Origin of the sequence: Chitinophaga sp., from assembly GCF_017745275.1 — a bacterium.
GTDB lineage: Bacteria > Bacteroidota > Bacteroidia > Chitinophagales > Chitinophagaceae > Chitinophaga.
The window spans coordinates 352,276-368,025 of the sequence record NZ_JAGHZS010000005.1 but is presented as its reverse complement, the minus strand read 5'-3'; the positions used below and the strand labels follow the sequence as shown (position 1 = coordinate 368,025).

The following is a 15,750-nucleotide window of genomic DNA, read 5'->3' as shown; positions in this document are numbered from 1 at the left end:
ATCTTTATTGTGCAACAGCCAGGTGCTCCTTTTTTTGCATTAATTGTTCAAATACTCCCTGGTATTGCTCTCCCCATTTATCCATGGCGGCTACTACCGGTAATAACGATTCACCAAATTCTGTCAGGTAATATTCTACTTTAGGAGGCAATTCCGGGTAGATTACCCGTTTAATAATGCCATGAAATTCCAGTTCCCGCAACTGCAGATCCAATACCCGCCTGCTGGCAGAAGGAACTGCTTTATGTAACTCACCAGGTCTTTTCACCCCTTTGTTGATTAAAAAAACGAGGTATGATTTCCATTTCCCACCAATAATTTCCATGATAATGGCCATCCCACAGGTTAACTGCTTAGGCATCTTTTTCTCATACATAGTCGTACTGTTTGAACAAGGACAAAATTATCCCTTATCCCTGAATTACGGGCATACGGATAAAATTATCCGTATGGGATCGGATGGTTGGCATCAATGCAGGAATGTGATCATTTCTACGTCCTTCTCTTTGCAGGTCCGGAAGCTGCTACGCAGATTTTCCAGCATTAACTGTACTTCATCGAAATCATCTTTTTCAAAGTCTGTTTTATTTTCATCAATTTCCACGCTATCCAGCACATCGTTTATGCGCCTTATCTCTTCTTTGGAAAATACTTTTATGGCAGGGAAGTCGTTAACATAGGGAAGGCCAAATGCATTATCTGACTCAAACATATCGTTTGCATTCCACCCCATTCCTTTTTCATTTAAGATAGTAACTGCCTCTTCGAGGTCCCATCCCGTATAAAAGCCGTCACATTGAGGCAGTAAATGTGTACCCAACGCATCGCAAACAACTAACAGTGCATAACCATAACGATGCCCTATATTTTTTTTCAGTCCTGAATCCGGCCATACGTAATGGAAAACAATATCTTCCAATGCCTGATCGAAAAGACCATCGCCTTTGTCCTCGCCGGCATAGTGATCGTATAAATGCGCGGCCTTTATTTTCTCTAAAAGTGCCGCATCTTTTGACCCAAAAACAGCCTTTACTTTATCAAGGGAAACAGCAAAGGGGATGGCAACTAAACCCATAGGTATGATACTTAAATAATTACAAACAATATATACAACGTTATCTTTAAAAAGGTAAATAGCACTGCCTCTAGTGCAGCTTACCATTTGCCCAGGCCACAAACAAGGTATTGATATTTGAATTCATCGCTTCTTTATATGCGGCGCTTACTACCGCAAGCCAATTAGCACCTTCCGGATGGGTAGCCGGGTATTTCGCAGTGTATTCTTCCCGGGTGGTGCTGATCACCCTCGCAAACTTGCCGGCACCTTTCATGTTTCCCTCATTGATCTGGCTGATATCGATCACATCATTTTTCTTCAGAAATACAGTAACCCCATCTTTAAAGAAATAAGGTTTGAACCCGGTTCCGTCCATATCTTCATATACAATACCTAAAACAGGGAATTGTCCGCCGGAGGCGGATCTAACAGCCGCAATAATGAAATCGGTGTGCTTCTTCTCCAGCTTACCGGTGGTCAGTACACAAGTGGAAATAATCCAGGAAGCGAGTCGTTTTGCATCCGCGTTCAACATATAAACGTATGCAGTTAGCGGCCCCTTTACTTTATCTTTCACTACATATTTGTACAAAGCCACGGTCACTCCTTCCCATCCTGTAAGTGTATCGGTGGTACTGACCAACTCCTGCTCCATATACCTGGTCTTTATGATTTGCTTTTCTACACGTCTGGAAATAATGTCCAGGCTATCTTTTAAATAGCTGTTCAACACTACACTATCCTGCGAATAGGCCATCAACACGGTACTTAATAAAGCCAATACGGCGATCATCTTTTTCATGTTAAAAAATTTAATAGTCTGCAGTATTGTTCCAGGGCGCCGGAGCGCGGCAGTTAAAGCCTGAGCGGCACTCTCCTGTTATGTAAATTCTCTTCCAGGTAGTTGGTGTCGCCCTTCATAAATGCTTCCAAACAGGATAATGCAAAGGGAATTTCCATACCGTCCATTTGAGTGGAAAATTTGGGATTGAGTACGTCCTTCTTTACAAAAAATCCTTTCCGCTCCATTTTAGGCCGCATATATCCTATTCCAATAGTGTAGGCGTCAAACCCGGAAATACAAAGCGTTTCCAGTTCTCCAAGGTTATTTTTCCGGTTTATTTCAAAGTAATAAAACGGGCTCTCCGGGCTGCTGCGGGTTTCTTCTATCTCCCGGTAAATGCGTTCCCAATCCATTTGCTGGTATAAGTGCATGGCTTTTTCACTATTGCAATCGGGATGGGCAACCGGGTAGCGGTCAAATGGGGATTGTATTTTTATATCGTACATATATAGTTCCGGGAATACAGTTAAATCCAGTGTTTTCGCGTTTGAGACCGCGGTATGCAATATTAGGCAATATTTTTGAGTAATGCGGGTAGGATATAGCCTGTAATGGCGATTTTCGACCTGCAGATTATCTTTTTTATTAATATCGAAAACTGCCAGCTTAGGAAAAAAGTGAGGAAATGAGAACATTTATGGTGCACCGCGTAAAGGTGATTTTTTTAGTTTTGCTTATGCCAATCAGCTTCCGTGCGTTTTCCCAAACGCCGGAGGACACAACAAAAACAGTTTATCTTTTCAGTGGTATTGGTGCGGATTCAAGTATATTCATGAACTTGCAGCTCCCCGGCTATCACAAAGTATTTATCAACTGGATACCCGCATTACCGGGTGAATCGCTCACGCAATACGCCGGCAGGATAAAAAGCCAGATCACCGTGGAACATCCATATCTTATCGGACTCTCCTTCGGCGGTATCGTTGCAGTGGAAGTATCGAAACTGGTCCCCTTCAAAAAAATGGTATTGATCTCCTCCGTACGAACAAAGAAAGAATTGAACCCGGTACAGTTCTTCTTCATGAAGATAGGTATGTACCGCATCATCCCCGGGTCATTGATAAAACGTACCAATTTTTTGACCTATCGCTACTTTGGCGCTAAATCACCGGAAGACAAGCAAGCGCTGACGAACCTGCTGAAGGATACTGATGTGACCTTTTTTCGCTGGGCACTAAGAGGATTGGCCTACTGGAACAATAAACAGGCACCAGAACGAACCATCCAGATACACGGCACCGCGGACAGAGTAATTACCAGCAGGCTGGTACACCCGGATTACCGGATCAAAGGCGGTGGCCATCTGATGATTTTGGATAAAGCGGATACGATTGGGCATATTATTACGAATTATTTTGGCGAGTAATAACAATTTGCTTTAAAAGATATTCAGTGAAGGGGAATTTCTTCCGCTTCACTGAAATCATTATTTTCGCATTCAACCTATTTTATGTCTCCCTATTCCTGGTTCAAAATAATACTACCTGGGCTACTCACCATTTACAGTAGCTGTAAACCAATTTCCAATAAGCCATTTATCTCCCTATCGCTCTTGCCCGATAGTATTCGCTTGCCGATGCAACGCTTTGCAACACCCTCTTATTTTAAGGATAGCGGCTTCGGAGATCCGAACCTCGTAATGATATTAGGCTGGAGGACGGATACACTCTATTTTTACGACCAGGATTTTAAACTTTGGATAGCCCGGAAACATGACAACAAGTGGTACCTGCAGGACACTATTATGGATATGGGTCTTTCTTATATCGATACAGCGGATATTAACCGCGACGGCTATACGGATATTCTTGCCACAGGCATCCCTCAAATGAATGGACATAGGCCAACAATACCGATATTATCCAGGAAGGATGGCAGCTTATGCGTTAGAGAAGATTGTAAACTATGGAACTTTGCATATGTGCCGGAAAGGAATGTAATACGTTCCAGTTGGGAAGGCAGCTGGTATGCTACTAAATTTAAGGAGGAATACCACTGGGTAAATGACACATTAAAACTCCTGGCTGGAGTCAGGCTCATTCCCAATACCACCAGGATGGACGATACCAGTAACATGTCGACGCTGGAATATTATCGGCTCCAGGGGGATACTGTAAACGTAACAAAACGAATATTAAGCGACACTAACGACGCAGCGTATGAGAAAGCATTGTGGGAAGGATATGGTAATCCATAATAGTAGTACGAATAATTTCTCCTCACTTCCTCAATATCTTCTCCATCGCCTTCCCTTTCGCCAGTTCATCTACCAGCTTATCCAGATACCGGATCTGCTTCATCAGTCCTTCTTCCATTTCTTCTACCCTGTACCCGCAAATTACGCCCGTAATTTTTGAAACATTGGGATTCATGCGTGGCGCTTCTCCAAAGAACGTTTCAAAATCCACTTTCTGATCAATTTGCTGCTGAAGGGACTTTTTATCATACCCCGTCAACCAAAAAATAATTTCATTTACTTCTTCCGCGGTACGACCTTTCCTTTCCACTTTCTGCACGTAAAGCGGATAAACACCGGCGAAAGCTGTTTTGAATATTTTTGTATTATTCATATTACAGTACCTTTATCATATTTCCTGCTAGTTAATTCCTTTGCCCTTGATATGATCAACCGCATCAAGTACTTTCTCTTATACCGTGTTGCCCCATTGTTATATCGGCTCGCGCCGCGATACCATTTTAAACTGACCATGTACTCTGTGTCCATGATCTGCACCGCTATATTTTCTTTATGAATATCCATATTATCGCTGCCAGTTTTTATAAGGATGTATTGTTAAGTTGGCATTATAATACTGTTTTTCCCCGGTCACATCTTCCGTTACCCATTCCGGTATCTCAAACGCCTCATCCTCACTGCTCAACTCAATTTCGGCAATAAAGAGTCCTGCATTATCTCCCAGAAATTCATCTACCTCCCAGGTGTGCTGTTTAAAGTCAACATGATACCTGATTTTAGATAACTCTGATACCGCGAAATTATCCAGCAATTCCTTTGCTTCTGCAACAGGTATTTCATATTCATACTCCAGCCTTGAGGCACCGGTAGATATGCCTTTAATTGTCAGGAAACCCTGGGTTGGCGTAAGCCTTACCCGGATGGTTTTCTGAGGATCTGTTACCAGGTACCCCTGCCGATAATGCTGGCCGGCAGGCTTTTCTACTTGCTGCCATTTATCCAGATCTACCAGGTATTTTCTTTCTATTTCTTTGGGCATAATATTTCTTTCAAATGAAGGTGCACGCCTCAAAAAAGGTATGCAGGATATTTCAAATGTAGATTTATTTTCACAAAATGTGCTATCAACAGGCACTCAAAATACCGCTGAATCCGCCGTCTATGCTAACCTCATGCCCCCTTTTCCCTACCTTTCTTCTTGATCAGTAGTTCTTCATGTTTGCCCAATGCCGCTGATATGGCTTCTTCTACGGAATGTGACTCCTGTATATTGGCTTTGGAACTGGTGATTTCCACCATTTTGCAGTAGTACTTATGCAATACATCCAGCTCCTCTTCTGTTAAATTCTCTACATCAATTAAGCGGTTGCTGGCCAGTTTATTAGCGGCAATCAGCTCATTCAGCTTGAGTTGTATGGACTTGGATTCTTTATTTTGTGATTTCTGTATTAAGAAAACCATCAGAAAAGTAACGATGGTAGTACCAGTGTTGATCACCAGTTGCCAGGTATCAGAATATTTAAAAATGGGACCTGTTATTGCCCAAACAATGATGACAAGCAACGCTACTACAAAAGCGCCGGCGCTACCGGTAACAGATACAGCAATGGCTGCCATCCGTTCAAAGAATCCGGCCTTCCTGGTGGAGTTAATGTCCATGTTTTCCATAACGTATGTTATTAGCACTACAATATTTTTAAAGTACTATAAAATGTGTGCCATGATGGAAAAGCGGAAAGCTATCAGAGCTTAGGTACCAACGCGGGTTTTTACCTTTAACTAATAAAACATACGGGGCAGTAACATTTACATCCTTTCGTGCGTTCAACCACCTAAACGCCCATGTATGAAAGCGAATATCTACTTCTTTTTACTATTACTCACCAGTACCGTGTTCATCTCCTGCAAAAAGGATACGATCGCCTACCAAAAGGATTTTAACCGGAGCTACGACGCCTGGGCAGGCTTTAAAGCAGCATCTGGTAACTCTTACCGCTATACGGTAAGTTCTGCTTCCTGGACAGGGTTCAGCACGGAAACAACGATTACTGTGAAAGAAGGCAAAGTAGTGCAACGTGCTTACATTGCCAAAGCTGTAGATCGAACTAATCCCCCGATACGAATTGTGGAAGAATGGACGGAAAATGCCGCGCAACTGGGTTCCCATGCTAACGGATATGCGCTCCGCACCTTAGATGATATTTACCGCGAGGCGAAAGATGACTGGTTACAAAAAAGAGGTAATGTAAAAACTTACTTTGAAGCAACCAATAACGGGATGATATCCAGTTGTGGTTACGTAGAAAATGGGTGCATGGATGATTGCTTCAGGGGCATTACGATCCGGTCCATCGAAAAGATATAAGGTAAAAAAAGGTCTCTTCTCAGGGACCTTTTTTATAATAGCATTATTTCACCGGCACAAAACTACCATCTCCCCTACGCGATCCGATAACAGATTTACTGCGGGTAAATTGCTGTGGATTCCACGACAACTGGAATAAGAAATACCGGCTTTTAAGATTTGTTACAGCATTAGAGAACCCTGTAGTTGACTGGGTAATGATATTGTTGTTATTCTGCTGGAAGGCATCCATTACCATAAAGCTGATAATGGCGTCTTTTTTCCTCAGGAAACGTTTCTCAATATTGGCGTTGAGTACAAAAGGATGCTGGCTCACCGGCAGGCTGCTGGCGCGGCTCACGGTTTGCCTGGCATTGATATTCATTTTCACATCTGCCGGAAGGAAGATAGCAGCAGTTAACTGCGTCGTCAGTTCATTGTTAAACAAAGGACGTCCTGGTTGCAGGGAATTATTGTTACTAGTTGTTGTATAGGCTATTGCGGGCGCTAGGTCCAGCCATTTTACCGGTGTTATTGCAGCAGTAAAATTACCATCGTAAGTACGCTGATCCGTTTGTTCAGCATGACTGCTTGCGAAAAATAGTTGTTTTGCCCATTGTGCGTTTCCAGCCAAACGAAACATCATATTCATCGGCTTTAAGTTTTTAGCGATGGAAGCACGGATCGTTTTAGTATCTCCTCCTTTTAGATTCAGATAGTGGGTTTCCGTACGGATGGTATTAGTCACCGAATCTACCTGAACAATCCTGTTGGCTCCAATACCATTATTCGTGAACATATAATGGCCCGAGAGATCAACGATGATCCCTGATTGGGTGCCGAAATTCTGATACTCAGCCGATGCTGTGGTCATAACACCATTTTTCAGATCCGGGTTTCCAAACATCACATCAAAAGGGCTTGTATAATAAGGTTTGGGATTCAGTTGCAGCAATGAAGGCGTATTTACATTGCGTTGATACGACGCTCTGACCACGCTGGTATTTGAGCGACGATAACTGAAACTGATGTGGGGTGAGAAAAAAGAAGAACGGGTAGAAAGATCCAGGTCTTTCAAACGAAGTTGGGTTTGTTGCCAAATGGTTTGATATTCGCCCCTCACTTCCACTGCCAGCTTCCTTGTAAAATTATAAGTAGCAGACAAAGCAACCGGCAGCCTGGCATTCGTTAACGCCTCATCATTGCTGAGGTCATTCAAACGCTTTGCCGGCTGATCGCCGATCACCTGGTCCCGGTAATTATTGGTGATCGTTCTGAAGAGTGAGGGGATTATCTCCAGTTTAATGTCATATTTCTCCCGGTGGCCATAGGCAAAAGTGACGCCCACAGCATGATTGGCGTTGCTAATTTTTTGTTGTTGCAGCAGATACAGGGAACTATCTGGTTTCCCGGCACCGGCACTACTGTAAATATCGGTGTTATCGTGTCCTGATCCATTTGTGGCGTTAAGGCCGGAATTCAGGCTTACAGACATCCTCAGCTTTTTATGCTCGAAAAAATTCAACATAGCCGAAAACCGGTAGTTGGGTGTTTGGGTATGCATGCCTGTTGCGCCCCGCTGCAAATTATCTATTATCCCGGTCTGGCGGGTTTCGGTGGTATTATTACTCACGCTGGCAGTAGTATTGGCGGATAGTTGCGTCATCATACTGAAATCAGGCAGGTGAAGATCCGCACTCAACATGAGGCCATGTTCCGTGCGGGTGTCATCTTCCCGGCTTGTAGTATTTCTTTTCAAACTTCCATCCTTATAAAACTCCTCGGTCATATTTTCCGTCTCGTTTAACATATGCGTCCTGTTAAACAAATAGGCAACGCTATATGACATTTTCCCTATTCTATCATTGTAATTCAACCGGGCCGCTGATCCTTTCAACATCCCGCCAGATCCTCCCGTTTGCCAGGCGGATACCATGCGTTCCATCATATTACTAATAGTACCTAAAGGCGCCTCTCTTTTGATACCCAGGGGCTCCTGCGTATTGGAAACACCAATGCCCCACATCCTGTTGCCATCCAATGATTTGGCGGAAAGCACGCCGGTATAACGGTCCTGCGTACCTGCAGCAGCACTCGCCTGGTACATCCTGGCGGCAGATTTATCTGGTTTGGTCACAATATTCAGTGTTTGAGACGAAGCCGCAGACATGGATTTTTTAGGACCTGTACCATCTTCATTGTCCTGGATCACCTGTATACGCTCCACAATATCCGCCGGTAATTCTTTGATAGCCGCCGCTACATCCCCATCAAAATACTTTGTGCCGTTAAAAAGCGCTTTGTTAACAGGTTTCCCATTATAACTCAGCATGCCATTGGCATCTGTAGAAAATCCTTCCATCCGCTTCAGCATATCTTCCAGGCGGGCATAATCGCGAACAATGTAATCCTTTGCCCAAAACTCGGTGGTATCTCCCCGTTGCTGCGGCCCCTTCTCCGTGGTAACGGTAATCCCCTTCAACTGCACCAGGCTGGAAGTCAACACCAGCGGTGGTAATACGAGGATAGGCTTCACATCATTCAGGAAATATTTCTTGAAATAGGGATGATAACCGGCCATCTGTACTTCCAGCGTAAAGTATACACTCCGCACTTCCGGGAAATTAAATACGCCATATTCAGATGTCAATGTATGCAAAGTGTCCGATGCAGCAATTAACCTCACGGCAGCAGCCGGGATAACCTTACCCAGGCTATCCCGAACCACGCCATTTACCCTCCGTATCGCTAACGGTTTAGGCTTGGGAGGAGACGGCAGTTGCGCAAAAAGCGCGGCGCCGGTTACTAAGAACAATGTGACAGTTAATAGGAACTTATGCAAAAGATTTATTTTAAAAGATAGGTAACAGATAATTTGAATTCCTTAATCAATGCAGTGAGTCCATCCCCGGATCCCCTTCCCAAATCAAAATGTGCATTTTGATTTAACTTGTTAAGTGCAACCATATAATCACTTTCTCCCCCTCCTATAGTCATTTTAATGGTACAGGTACCCGTGGCCACCGGTAATAACTTCCGCGGAATTGCCAATTCTCCATCCGCCCCTACTATATAGGCCGTTTCTCCTTCATCAGGCGCACCTCCTACTTCTTTTGCAGGCACCTTCTTATCCCAGAAACCACCAGCCGCCTGGATACCTAAGTCGTTATAAATGGTCATGGTATCAAATGCTGTAGCACCCATTCTCTTAATTTCCAGGTGGTTCCACATCTCATCCTTATTGTCGCTGTAATGCCCCGGATAAACAATTTGAACGCCCGGCTTATTGGGCTCGCTGATCTCAATGACCAAACGTTTAGGCAAGGCAATGTTCCAACCCAGGCTGGGTCGCTTAAAAGCGATGTACAAAAAGTCGGCGTCGTTATGGATATCATACCAAAGCACCGCCGATTTATCATAATTGCGCAACGATTTCCCCCATTCAGCCAGGTTGCCGTCTACATTAACATGCTCCGGCCCCGGTGACTGGGCATTAGCTACTTTGCCACACATACAGCAAATAAATAATAACAGGTACAGTATGCGGCGAAACACCATGGTTGATTTTTCCAATAGACAATCAATACAGCAAAAAGGGTGAAGGCAAAAAAGAACTGGATAAAAATCCGGCCCTCACTTAAAGCATAACCTACTATGATAAATAGCTACCGCAGCGGCTTTCGACACTTTCCAACTGCTTTGTTAAATATTTTTACCTTTAACGGGTGATAAAACACGTTTACCGGTATATAGTAGCAACTAAACACCACCCTGGCATGCAAACAATTTCAGACGATACCTTGCTTATCCGGCTCAGAAGCGAACAAAATGCCGCTTTTGAGGTGCTCTATCACTACTATTTCCCGGCCATCACCAGCTATATCACTCATAACCATGGCACCTCCCATGATGCGGAAGATATTTTCCAGGAGGCTATTATCGTGTTATTGCAAAAAATCAGGCAACCTGATTTTCAACTAACCGCTTCCCTGAAAACCTACCTCTTCTCCATCGCCAGGAATCTTTGGCTGAAACGCCTGCGGGATAACAAACTGCTGCCGGTCACTGATATCGCGGTCTACCAATGCCCCGAAGAAGCCTTCGTAACTACCCTGCACCCCGAAAAAAGCAAAGACGAAAAAGTACAATCCTGGATAAAACGGATTACCGCGAATTGCCAACGCATTCTAAAAGCTATCTTTTTTTACCGGGAACCGATGGAGTCGTTGATAAAAAAAATGAAGTGGAAAAACAAGCATACAGCGGCTAGCCAACAATACAAGTGTATTCAGCAGGTTAAAAAAATAAGACAAACGGAAGAAAACAACGGATTGTTGGGGTGATCCTGTTGCCTAACAGGTATTAATCTACAAATCACCTTTAAAATAATTCCATATGTCTACAAAAACAAAAATAATTCTTTGCATGGTCTCCCTGGTATTAACGGGTATTTGCCTTTATCATTTCTTCGGTTAAAAACAGTGACCATGAAAACAGCTGCTAATATCTGGGGGATCAAAGAATTTGAAGAGGCAGGACCACATTGTCCCATTATCCCGGCTCACCTGCCCTGGTATAAAAAAGCCTTCCTGGCCCTGTTCCGGTTTGGCGTATGTCCGCTCTGCATTACAATGAGCATTGCGTATAGCCTTCGCCGTATGACAAGGCCAAAACAGTCAGAACATAAGAACCCATCATGACGCAACGGGGATGCATCTAAAAAGATGCATCCCCGTTACCGTTAATATCCTGAGCCTGATCCTGAATTTGAGCCCGAACTACTGGTCATCTGGGTGCTGGTAATCTGCCCCCTTATTTCTCCGTTCGGGTAAGTAGCGGTATGAATATTTATATACCACCTGCCGGACAACAAATCGCCTGCCTGGTCCTGCATGATCACGGCTGTTCCTGAAAACGTACCACTGGCCGTTGTGGGGAAACCAGTAATACTCACTACTACCGGCCCTGAAACCCCTGCTGCTGCTGGTCCGTGAAAATGCATTCCCATGGGCGCACCGCTGATGTTACTCCACGTAACGGTATAAGTAATTTTATACGTGGATGGATCGTAAGTACCCGTTAAAGTACCTGTACCCACACTGCTGTTGGCAGGTGTTTCCTGCGCCCCGGTCAGCGATGCACTGATGGAATACGTATTACCGCCACCAGGATTACCATTATTACTACTATAACCTCCGCCACTACAGGCAGTCATACACACAGCGAAAAATAAAGAACTGTATGCAATCCACTGTCTCTTCCACAGGCGGGAGAGAGATATCTTTTTCATAACAGTTGTTTATAGATAATACGTGCAGCGAGTGTGAATAGTTGCTTAATTAACGTTACATTAACGCTGCGCCAATGCGGTTTTTCTACCATATAAATACATAAAAATGTCTATCTTCCCGTGAAACAATTACTTATGTTTGACCCACAGATCAGCGAAAGAATCAACGCCAGTTTTGGCCGGCAAAAACTCATGCAGTTTTATGGCGCCTCCCTCGAAAATATTGACCATGGCGCCATTACCATCACCGTTCCTCCTACCGATTTCCTGTTGCGTACCAACGGTATTTTTCATGGAGGCGTTATTGCCGCACTGGCCGATTCCGCTGGTGGATACGCCGCCACCACGCTTTATGCAGAAGATGTTTCTTTTCTGACCATAGAATTTAAAATCAATTATCTCCGGCAAGCCAAAGGAGAAAAGCTGATCGCACGGGCCAGGGTGATCAAGGGAGGTGCTACCATTACCGTGGTGCAAACCGATCTGTTTATATTGAACGCCGGCAAAGAATCACAGGTAGCCACTGCATTACTCACATTCATGAAAGCAAGTAAATAAACCATGGAAATCACTACTATACAACCTTTCCTGGAGTACTACGATAAAGTACGCGCGCGTACGCTTCGCCTGATAGAAGTGGTGCCGCCAGCGCAGCTGGACTGGGCCTACCGTCCAGGTAAATTCAGTATCGGCGATCAAATCAGGCATATTGCCACCATCGAAAGATATATGTTTGCAGAAACCATTGCCGGCAGGAAAAGCGCCTACCAGGGCTGTGGCAAAGACCTCGCCGATGGTTACGACAATGTACTGGCCTTCTTTCATCAACTGCACACACAATCACTCGATATTTTCCGTGGTTTAAGCGATGAAGATCTGCAACGTACCTGTACTACACCGGGTAATATCAATATGCGCACCTGGAAATGGCTGCGGGCCATGGTAGAACACGAAATCCACCATCGGGGCGAATTGTATATCTACCTGAACCTGCTGGGTGTAAAAACACCGCCCATGTATGGACTTACATCTGAAGAAGTAGCTCAAAATAGCATTTAGCTTTTAGCAAAATGCAGCGAAGACCACGTCATATGCTCTTCGCTGCATTTTGTTAAAAGCTAATAGCTAAAGGCTAAAATCTATCGTAACCGGAATATTATTCTTCACTGCTTTTGAATACGGGCAGGTATTATGTGCAGCCTCCACTACCTGCTGCGCCATCGCCAGATCCAGTCCAGGCAATGCTACGTTTAGCCGTGCCTGTAAGTGATAGTCGCTGCCGGCTAACACCAGGTCTACTTCAGCATTCACCGCCGTACCTTCCGGCAGGCGAATACCTCTTGCCTGTGCCGCAATGCCCATGGCACCAATAAAGCAAGCCGACCATCCTGCGGCGAACAGTTGCTCCGGGTTCGTTCCTTTTCCGCTACCGGGTGTGCCCAGCTTAATTTGTAATTGTTCATCGCTGCTGATCGCCTGGCCTTCGCGGCCGCCTGTAGTATGTGTTTTCCCGGTATATAATACTTTGTTCATGGTGAAGTGTTTTTATTTTTTTTTGTGAGATAAATACTGATATGCGTGTAATACGATTATTGATGTGCAATGGTGGCTTTGCCGGCTGCAATAATTTTTCCATCGCTGTTGCGCTGCACAAAGCCTATCAGCTCCCAGTCGCGGCTATTAAAGCCGGCAGGTATATTTACCATTGCATGCTGACTTTTATCCGGATCCACCGTGGTCAACTGCTGCACAATCTGCACATGCGATAATTTCCTGCCCGCATTTTCGCCCGCCCGCACATTACTTTGGGCATTTTTTTGTACAAAGGCCAGGTGCAGCCTGGTATGTTTTTGCGGCATAGTAACAGTCCAGGAAACATTCATCTTTCCATCGGCGGGTTGCCCTTCCAGTACGAGCTGCGGGCCGCTATTGGCGTTGAAAGCGTCGTTGATGCGCCCGATAATATTCCCGGCATCAGATCCTACGTATTGACTGGTACCATTGATGACTACCTGTGGCGTATATACGCTGTTGAGATGCAACCAGGCGGCGTATGCTTCCTGTCTTTCGGAAAATGTATGCTGGCTAAAGCTGTCTTTCCAGCCCTGGTGGTCCCAGTAGTCCACATGAAATGCCAGCAGGTACAAGGGCTTACCCTGACTTTCCTTTTCCAGGCGGGCCAATAATTCATCGGCAGGCGGGCAACTGGAGCATCCTTCAGAAGTAAACAGTTCTACTACCGCGAAGCCGTTGGTACTATCGGTCGCAGGCAACAAGGTGCGGGAGTTGCTGCCATATGAAATATTGCAGGCGCCTAATAACAGCGCAAAAATGGAGGATATCATAATTGTTTTCATATACCTGTTTTTTAAAAGATCAATGAGGATCACATGGATACCATGCGCGGTCAATAGTGGGTATGAAGGTTGCCCGTTCACCCGCATCTGCCGGCGTGTATTGATCGCCGTTATAGTTCTGCAGCGAATAGGCCGGCGCCTTTCCGGAGGTCACGGGCGGCATGTCTACCGTTTCTACTCGGAGCAATTCGCCATTGATATCGCTGCCGAACCAAAATTGATTAGCCTGTTCCCGGTAGGTGACCAGCTTGTACTGTGCACCCGGCTGCGGGGTAGCCAGCTGATTAAAATGACCGGCCATCGCAGCGGGGTTGCCATATAGCATGGCTACTTCGCCGGATTTTTCGTTGATGATGGTGGTAATCACCTGCATGCCACTATCGTTGAAAGCAAAGGGCCGGATTGCGGGCAGCGCTGCTTTATGGCTGGTGCAACTGCTGATGCCGGTGAGTAAAACGGTGAATAAGATAATAACACGCATGACTAAATTAATTAAAAGTGGAAAGATCGAAAATACCGCCGGTATTAGCGGCTGCTTTATGGCAGGAGGCGCAGGTTTGTGCGGTAAGCACTGTACCATAGGGTTTGAGTGCCGGCGTTTCAAATTTGGCGTAGCCCCATCCGCCGGTATCCTTGTAGCGTTGCTGGTCTCTAACCATGTACTGTACATTCAGGAATTTGCCGGGGTGAATATATCCTTCACTATCCCGCTCTTTTTCCCATACAACTTTGGCGATGATAGCGCCATCCGGCCAGGGATGGATTTGTTTGTTTTTGATGGCCTGCATGGCAATGGGATTGGCAAACATCACCCGCATGGTGGTATTATCAAAGCGGGAAGTGGTGCTCATCACCTGCCAGGTGCGGAACTCCGGCATAAAGCGTATTCCCGTGGCGGCTACGGGTAAAGTAGCCGGCGTGGTCAGTGTATCCGTTACCGTTTTACCGGCAACTGCCGGTACTGCTTTACGCCTGGTGTTAAGGTAATTGCGAAGTGTGGCTAATTCCGATGCAGATACTGTGGCATTGCGATGCAGCGTTTTGTAGGCCGGCAATGGCATGATGCCGGAGTTGATCATGTTATACGCTTGCCACAGTGCACCTTCCTTTTCTGCCGCAGAGAGCCGGTCCCATTCAGAGAAGTTCAGGTGCTTGCGGGCTTCGCGGATATCGCGGCTAACGAATGAGGCAACGCCGGGCAACCGGTCAAACCATTGCACCTGCCCTGTGTTGGAGTGGCAATCGTAACAGGCATGCTGGAAAATCTGTTTTACGGCTTCCGGCGCATCGAGGTCGCCCGTTACCGGCGGATGATCCGCCACGGTGGTAGTAAAAGAAAAGGCGGCGGTGGCCAGTACTGCGATCCCTGCAATGATTCCTGTTAAGCTGCGTTTGTTTGCTATTTTCATGTGCCGAAGTATTATGCCACAAAGAGAAAAAAAACAGCGGTCCCATTAAAACGGAATACCCTGTATCCGGCAAAAGAGGGCGCGAGCCGGACAGATTCCCGCCTGAACCGGCAAGGTCCTTTTTGCGGCTAAAACAGCCATTGCAGCGTATTTTCCGGGATGAGCATCCCGGTTGCCGGGTTCGGGGCCAGAAATGCCGGGTTCACCCTTCCTTATTCGCCATGGCGCCGAAATACTATTATCTTTGGTGCG

Annotated in this window: 21 protein-coding genes; 7 read left to right on the top strand and 14 right to left on the bottom strand. The window is 45.4% G+C overall.

The genetic code is table 11. The features are described 5' to 3' along the window. Positions 1-4: 4 nt before the first annotated feature. From J7623_RS16595 to J7623_RS16580, 4 genes are all read right to left on the bottom strand, one after another. A complete protein-coding gene (locus J7623_RS16595) occupies positions 5-376 on the bottom strand; it encodes a helix-turn-helix domain-containing protein (RefSeq protein WP_291922366.1) in 372 nt (123 codons plus the stop codon). A 93-nt stretch (positions 377-469) separates the two neighbouring features. Beyond that, entirely contained in the window at positions 470-1,075 is a 606-nt protein-coding gene (locus J7623_RS16590; RefSeq protein ID WP_291922364.1) for a hypothetical protein, read from the bottom strand. A gap of 70 nt (positions 1,076-1,145) precedes the next feature. Next, positions 1,146-1,859: a hypothetical protein gene (locus J7623_RS16585; RefSeq protein ID WP_291922362.1), complete on the bottom strand. Its 714-nt coding sequence runs from the start codon at positions 1,857-1,859 to the stop codon at positions 1,146-1,148. Positions 1,860-1,912: 53 nt separating this feature from the next. Then, the gene (locus J7623_RS16580; protein WP_291922360.1) at positions 1,913-2,347 is read right to left on the bottom strand and encodes a hypothetical protein; all 435 of its coding nucleotides are present in this window, start codon (positions 2,345-2,347) and stop codon (positions 1,913-1,915) included. Between the two features lie 326 nt (positions 2,348-2,673). Between J7623_RS16580 and J7623_RS16575 the strand changes: the two genes are divergently transcribed. Together J7623_RS16575 and J7623_RS16570 are read left to right on the top strand one after the other, a co-directional pair. Further along, positions 2,674-3,267 (top strand): alpha/beta hydrolase, encoded by a 594-nt coding sequence (locus J7623_RS16575; protein ID WP_291922358.1) that lies wholly within the window; start codon positions 2,674-2,676, stop codon positions 3,265-3,267. A gap of 84 nt (positions 3,268-3,351) precedes the next feature. Then, positions 3,352-4,098: a hypothetical protein gene (locus tag J7623_RS16570; RefSeq protein ID WP_291922356.1), complete on the top strand. Its 747-nt coding sequence runs from the start codon at positions 3,352-3,354 to the stop codon at positions 4,096-4,098. A gap of 22 nt (positions 4,099-4,120) precedes the next feature. Here J7623_RS16570 and J7623_RS16565 read toward each other — a convergent pair whose 3' ends face one another. The 3 genes from J7623_RS16565 to J7623_RS16555 form a co-directional block, all read right to left on the bottom strand. Further along, positions 4,121-4,471: a DUF2200 domain-containing protein gene (locus J7623_RS16565; protein WP_291922354.1), complete on the bottom strand. Its 351-nt coding sequence runs from the start codon at positions 4,469-4,471 to the stop codon at positions 4,121-4,123. Between the two features lie 192 nt (positions 4,472-4,663). After that, positions 4,664-5,137, bottom strand: coding sequence for a CYTH domain-containing protein (locus J7623_RS16560; RefSeq protein ID WP_291922352.1), 474 nt, complete (start codon positions 5,135-5,137; stop codon positions 4,664-4,666). A 131-nt stretch (positions 5,138-5,268) separates the two neighbouring features. Next, positions 5,269-5,766, bottom strand: a complete 498-nt coding sequence (locus J7623_RS16555; RefSeq protein WP_291922350.1) for a low affinity iron permease family protein — start codon at positions 5,764-5,766, stop codon at positions 5,269-5,271. 178 nt (positions 5,767-5,944) lie between these two features. On the opposite strand from J7623_RS16555, the gene J7623_RS16550 reads away from it, so the two are divergent. Beyond that, positions 5,945-6,463, top strand: coding sequence for a hypothetical protein (locus J7623_RS16550; RefSeq protein WP_291922348.1), 519 nt, complete (start codon positions 5,945-5,947; stop codon positions 6,461-6,463). A gap of 43 nt (positions 6,464-6,506) precedes the next feature. Here the strand turns inward: J7623_RS16550 and J7623_RS16545 are convergent, their stop codons facing one another. Further along, positions 6,507-9,284 carry a TonB-dependent receptor gene (locus J7623_RS16545; protein WP_291922346.1) on the bottom strand — a complete coding sequence of 926 codons (2,778 nt, stop codon included), beginning with the start codon at positions 9,282-9,284 and terminating at the stop codon, positions 6,507-6,509. 5 nt (positions 9,285-9,289) lie between these two features. Then, on the bottom strand, positions 9,290-9,955 hold the full coding sequence (locus J7623_RS16540; protein WP_291922344.1) for a hypothetical protein: 666 nt from the start codon (positions 9,953-9,955) through the stop codon (positions 9,290-9,292). A 263-nt stretch (positions 9,956-10,218) separates the two neighbouring features. Between J7623_RS16540 and J7623_RS16535 the strand changes: the two genes are divergently transcribed. Together J7623_RS16535 and J7623_RS16530 are read left to right on the top strand one after the other, a co-directional pair. Beyond that, positions 10,219-10,785, top strand: coding sequence for a sigma-70 family RNA polymerase sigma factor (locus tag J7623_RS16535; RefSeq protein WP_291922342.1), 567 nt, complete (start codon positions 10,219-10,221; stop codon positions 10,783-10,785). A gap of 144 nt (positions 10,786-10,929) precedes the next feature. Further along, on the top strand, positions 10,930-11,142 hold the full coding sequence (locus J7623_RS16530) for a hypothetical protein (RefSeq protein ID WP_291922340.1): 213 nt from the start codon (positions 10,930-10,932) through the stop codon (positions 11,140-11,142). 41 nt (positions 11,143-11,183) lie between these two features. Here J7623_RS16530 and J7623_RS16525 read toward each other — a convergent pair whose 3' ends face one another. Beyond that, positions 11,184-11,732 (bottom strand): CHRD domain-containing protein, encoded by a 549-nt coding sequence (locus tag J7623_RS16525; protein WP_291922338.1) that lies wholly within the window; start codon positions 11,730-11,732, stop codon positions 11,184-11,186. A 120-nt stretch (positions 11,733-11,852) separates the two neighbouring features. Between J7623_RS16525 and J7623_RS16520 the strand changes: the two genes are divergently transcribed. Continuing rightward, the gene (locus J7623_RS16520) at positions 11,853-12,290 is read left to right on the top strand and encodes a PaaI family thioesterase (protein ID WP_291922336.1); all 438 of its coding nucleotides are present in this window, start codon (positions 11,853-11,855) and stop codon (positions 12,288-12,290) included. A 3-nt stretch (positions 12,291-12,293) separates the two neighbouring features. Further along, a complete protein-coding gene (locus J7623_RS16515) occupies positions 12,294-12,791 on the top strand; it encodes a DinB family protein (protein WP_291922335.1) in 498 nt (165 codons plus the stop codon). Between the two features lie 66 nt (positions 12,792-12,857). Here the strand turns inward: J7623_RS16515 and J7623_RS16510 are convergent, their stop codons facing one another. From J7623_RS16510 to J7623_RS16495, 4 genes are read right to left on the bottom strand one after another with little or no spacing between them, the layout of a single operon-like run. Further along, complete coding sequence (locus J7623_RS16510; RefSeq protein WP_291922333.1) at positions 12,858-13,265, bottom strand: organic hydroperoxide resistance protein; 408 nt, start codon at positions 13,263-13,265, stop codon at positions 12,858-12,860. 56 nt (positions 13,266-13,321) lie between these two features. Continuing rightward, the gene (locus J7623_RS16505) at positions 13,322-14,089 is read right to left on the bottom strand and encodes a thioredoxin family protein (protein ID WP_291922331.1); all 768 of its coding nucleotides are present in this window, start codon (positions 14,087-14,089) and stop codon (positions 13,322-13,324) included. Between the two features lie 19 nt (positions 14,090-14,108). Then, positions 14,109-14,570: a hypothetical protein gene (locus J7623_RS16500; protein WP_291922328.1), complete on the bottom strand. Its 462-nt coding sequence runs from the start codon at positions 14,568-14,570 to the stop codon at positions 14,109-14,111. Positions 14,571-14,577: 7 nt separating this feature from the next. Further along, a complete protein-coding gene (locus tag J7623_RS16495; protein ID WP_291922327.1) occupies positions 14,578-15,498 on the bottom strand; it encodes a heme-binding domain-containing protein in 921 nt (306 codons plus the stop codon). Positions 15,499-15,750 lie beyond the last annotated feature (252 nt).

Excerpts from the sequence above, each read along its gene's own strand:
- J7623_RS16595 (WP_291922366.1), bottom strand. The coding sequence starts at position 376 with ATGTATGAGAAAAAGATGCCTAAGCAGTTAACCTGTGGGATGGCCATT.
- J7623_RS16590 (WP_291922364.1), bottom strand. The coding sequence starts at position 1,075 with ATGGGTTTAGTTGCCATCCCCTTTGCTGTTTCCCTTGATAAAGTAAAG.
- J7623_RS16585 (WP_291922362.1), bottom strand. The coding sequence starts at position 1,859 with ATGAAAAAGATGATCGCCGTATTGGCTTTATTAAGTACCGTGTTGATG.
- J7623_RS16580 (WP_291922360.1), bottom strand. The coding sequence starts at position 2,347 with ATGTACGATATAAAAATACAATCCCCATTTGACCGCTACCCGGTTGCC.
- J7623_RS16575 (WP_291922358.1), top strand. The coding sequence starts at position 2,674 with ATGAACTTGCAGCTCCCCGGCTATCACAAAGTATTTATCAACTGGATA.
- J7623_RS16570 (WP_291922356.1), top strand. The coding sequence starts at position 3,352 with ATGTCTCCCTATTCCTGGTTCAAAATAATACTACCTGGGCTACTCACC.
- J7623_RS16565 (WP_291922354.1), bottom strand. The coding sequence starts at position 4,471 with ATGAATAATACAAAAATATTCAAAACAGCTTTCGCCGGTGTTTATCCG.
- J7623_RS16560 (WP_291922352.1), bottom strand. The coding sequence starts at position 5,137 with ATGCCCAAAGAAATAGAAAGAAAATACCTGGTAGATCTGGATAAATGG.
- J7623_RS16555 (WP_291922350.1), bottom strand. The coding sequence starts at position 5,766 with ATGGAAAACATGGACATTAACTCCACCAGGAAGGCCGGATTCTTTGAA.
- J7623_RS16550 (WP_291922348.1), top strand. The coding sequence starts at position 5,945 with ATGAAAGCGAATATCTACTTCTTTTTACTATTACTCACCAGTACCGTG.
- J7623_RS16540 (WP_291922344.1), bottom strand. The coding sequence starts at position 9,955 with ATGTGTGGCAAAGTAGCTAATGCCCAGTCACCGGGGCCGGAGCATGTT.
- J7623_RS16535 (WP_291922342.1), top strand. The coding sequence starts at position 10,219 with ATGCAAACAATTTCAGACGATACCTTGCTTATCCGGCTCAGAAGCGAA.
- J7623_RS16530 (WP_291922340.1), top strand. The coding sequence starts at position 10,930 with ATGAAAACAGCTGCTAATATCTGGGGGATCAAAGAATTTGAAGAGGCA.
- J7623_RS16525 (WP_291922338.1), bottom strand. The coding sequence starts at position 11,732 with ATGAAAAAGATATCTCTCTCCCGCCTGTGGAAGAGACAGTGGATTGCA.
- J7623_RS16515 (WP_291922335.1), top strand. The coding sequence starts at position 12,294 with ATGGAAATCACTACTATACAACCTTTCCTGGAGTACTACGATAAAGTA.
- J7623_RS16510 (WP_291922333.1), bottom strand. The coding sequence starts at position 13,265 with ATGAACAAAGTATTATATACCGGGAAAACACATACTACAGGCGGCCGC.
- J7623_RS16505 (WP_291922331.1), bottom strand. The coding sequence starts at position 14,089 with ATGAAAACAATTATGATATCCTCCATTTTTGCGCTGTTATTAGGCGCC.
- J7623_RS16500 (WP_291922328.1), bottom strand. The coding sequence starts at position 14,570 with ATGCGTGTTATTATCTTATTCACCGTTTTACTCACCGGCATCAGCAGT.
- J7623_RS16495 (WP_291922327.1), bottom strand. The coding sequence starts at position 15,498 with ATGAAAATAGCAAACAAACGCAGCTTAACAGGAATCATTGCAGGGATC.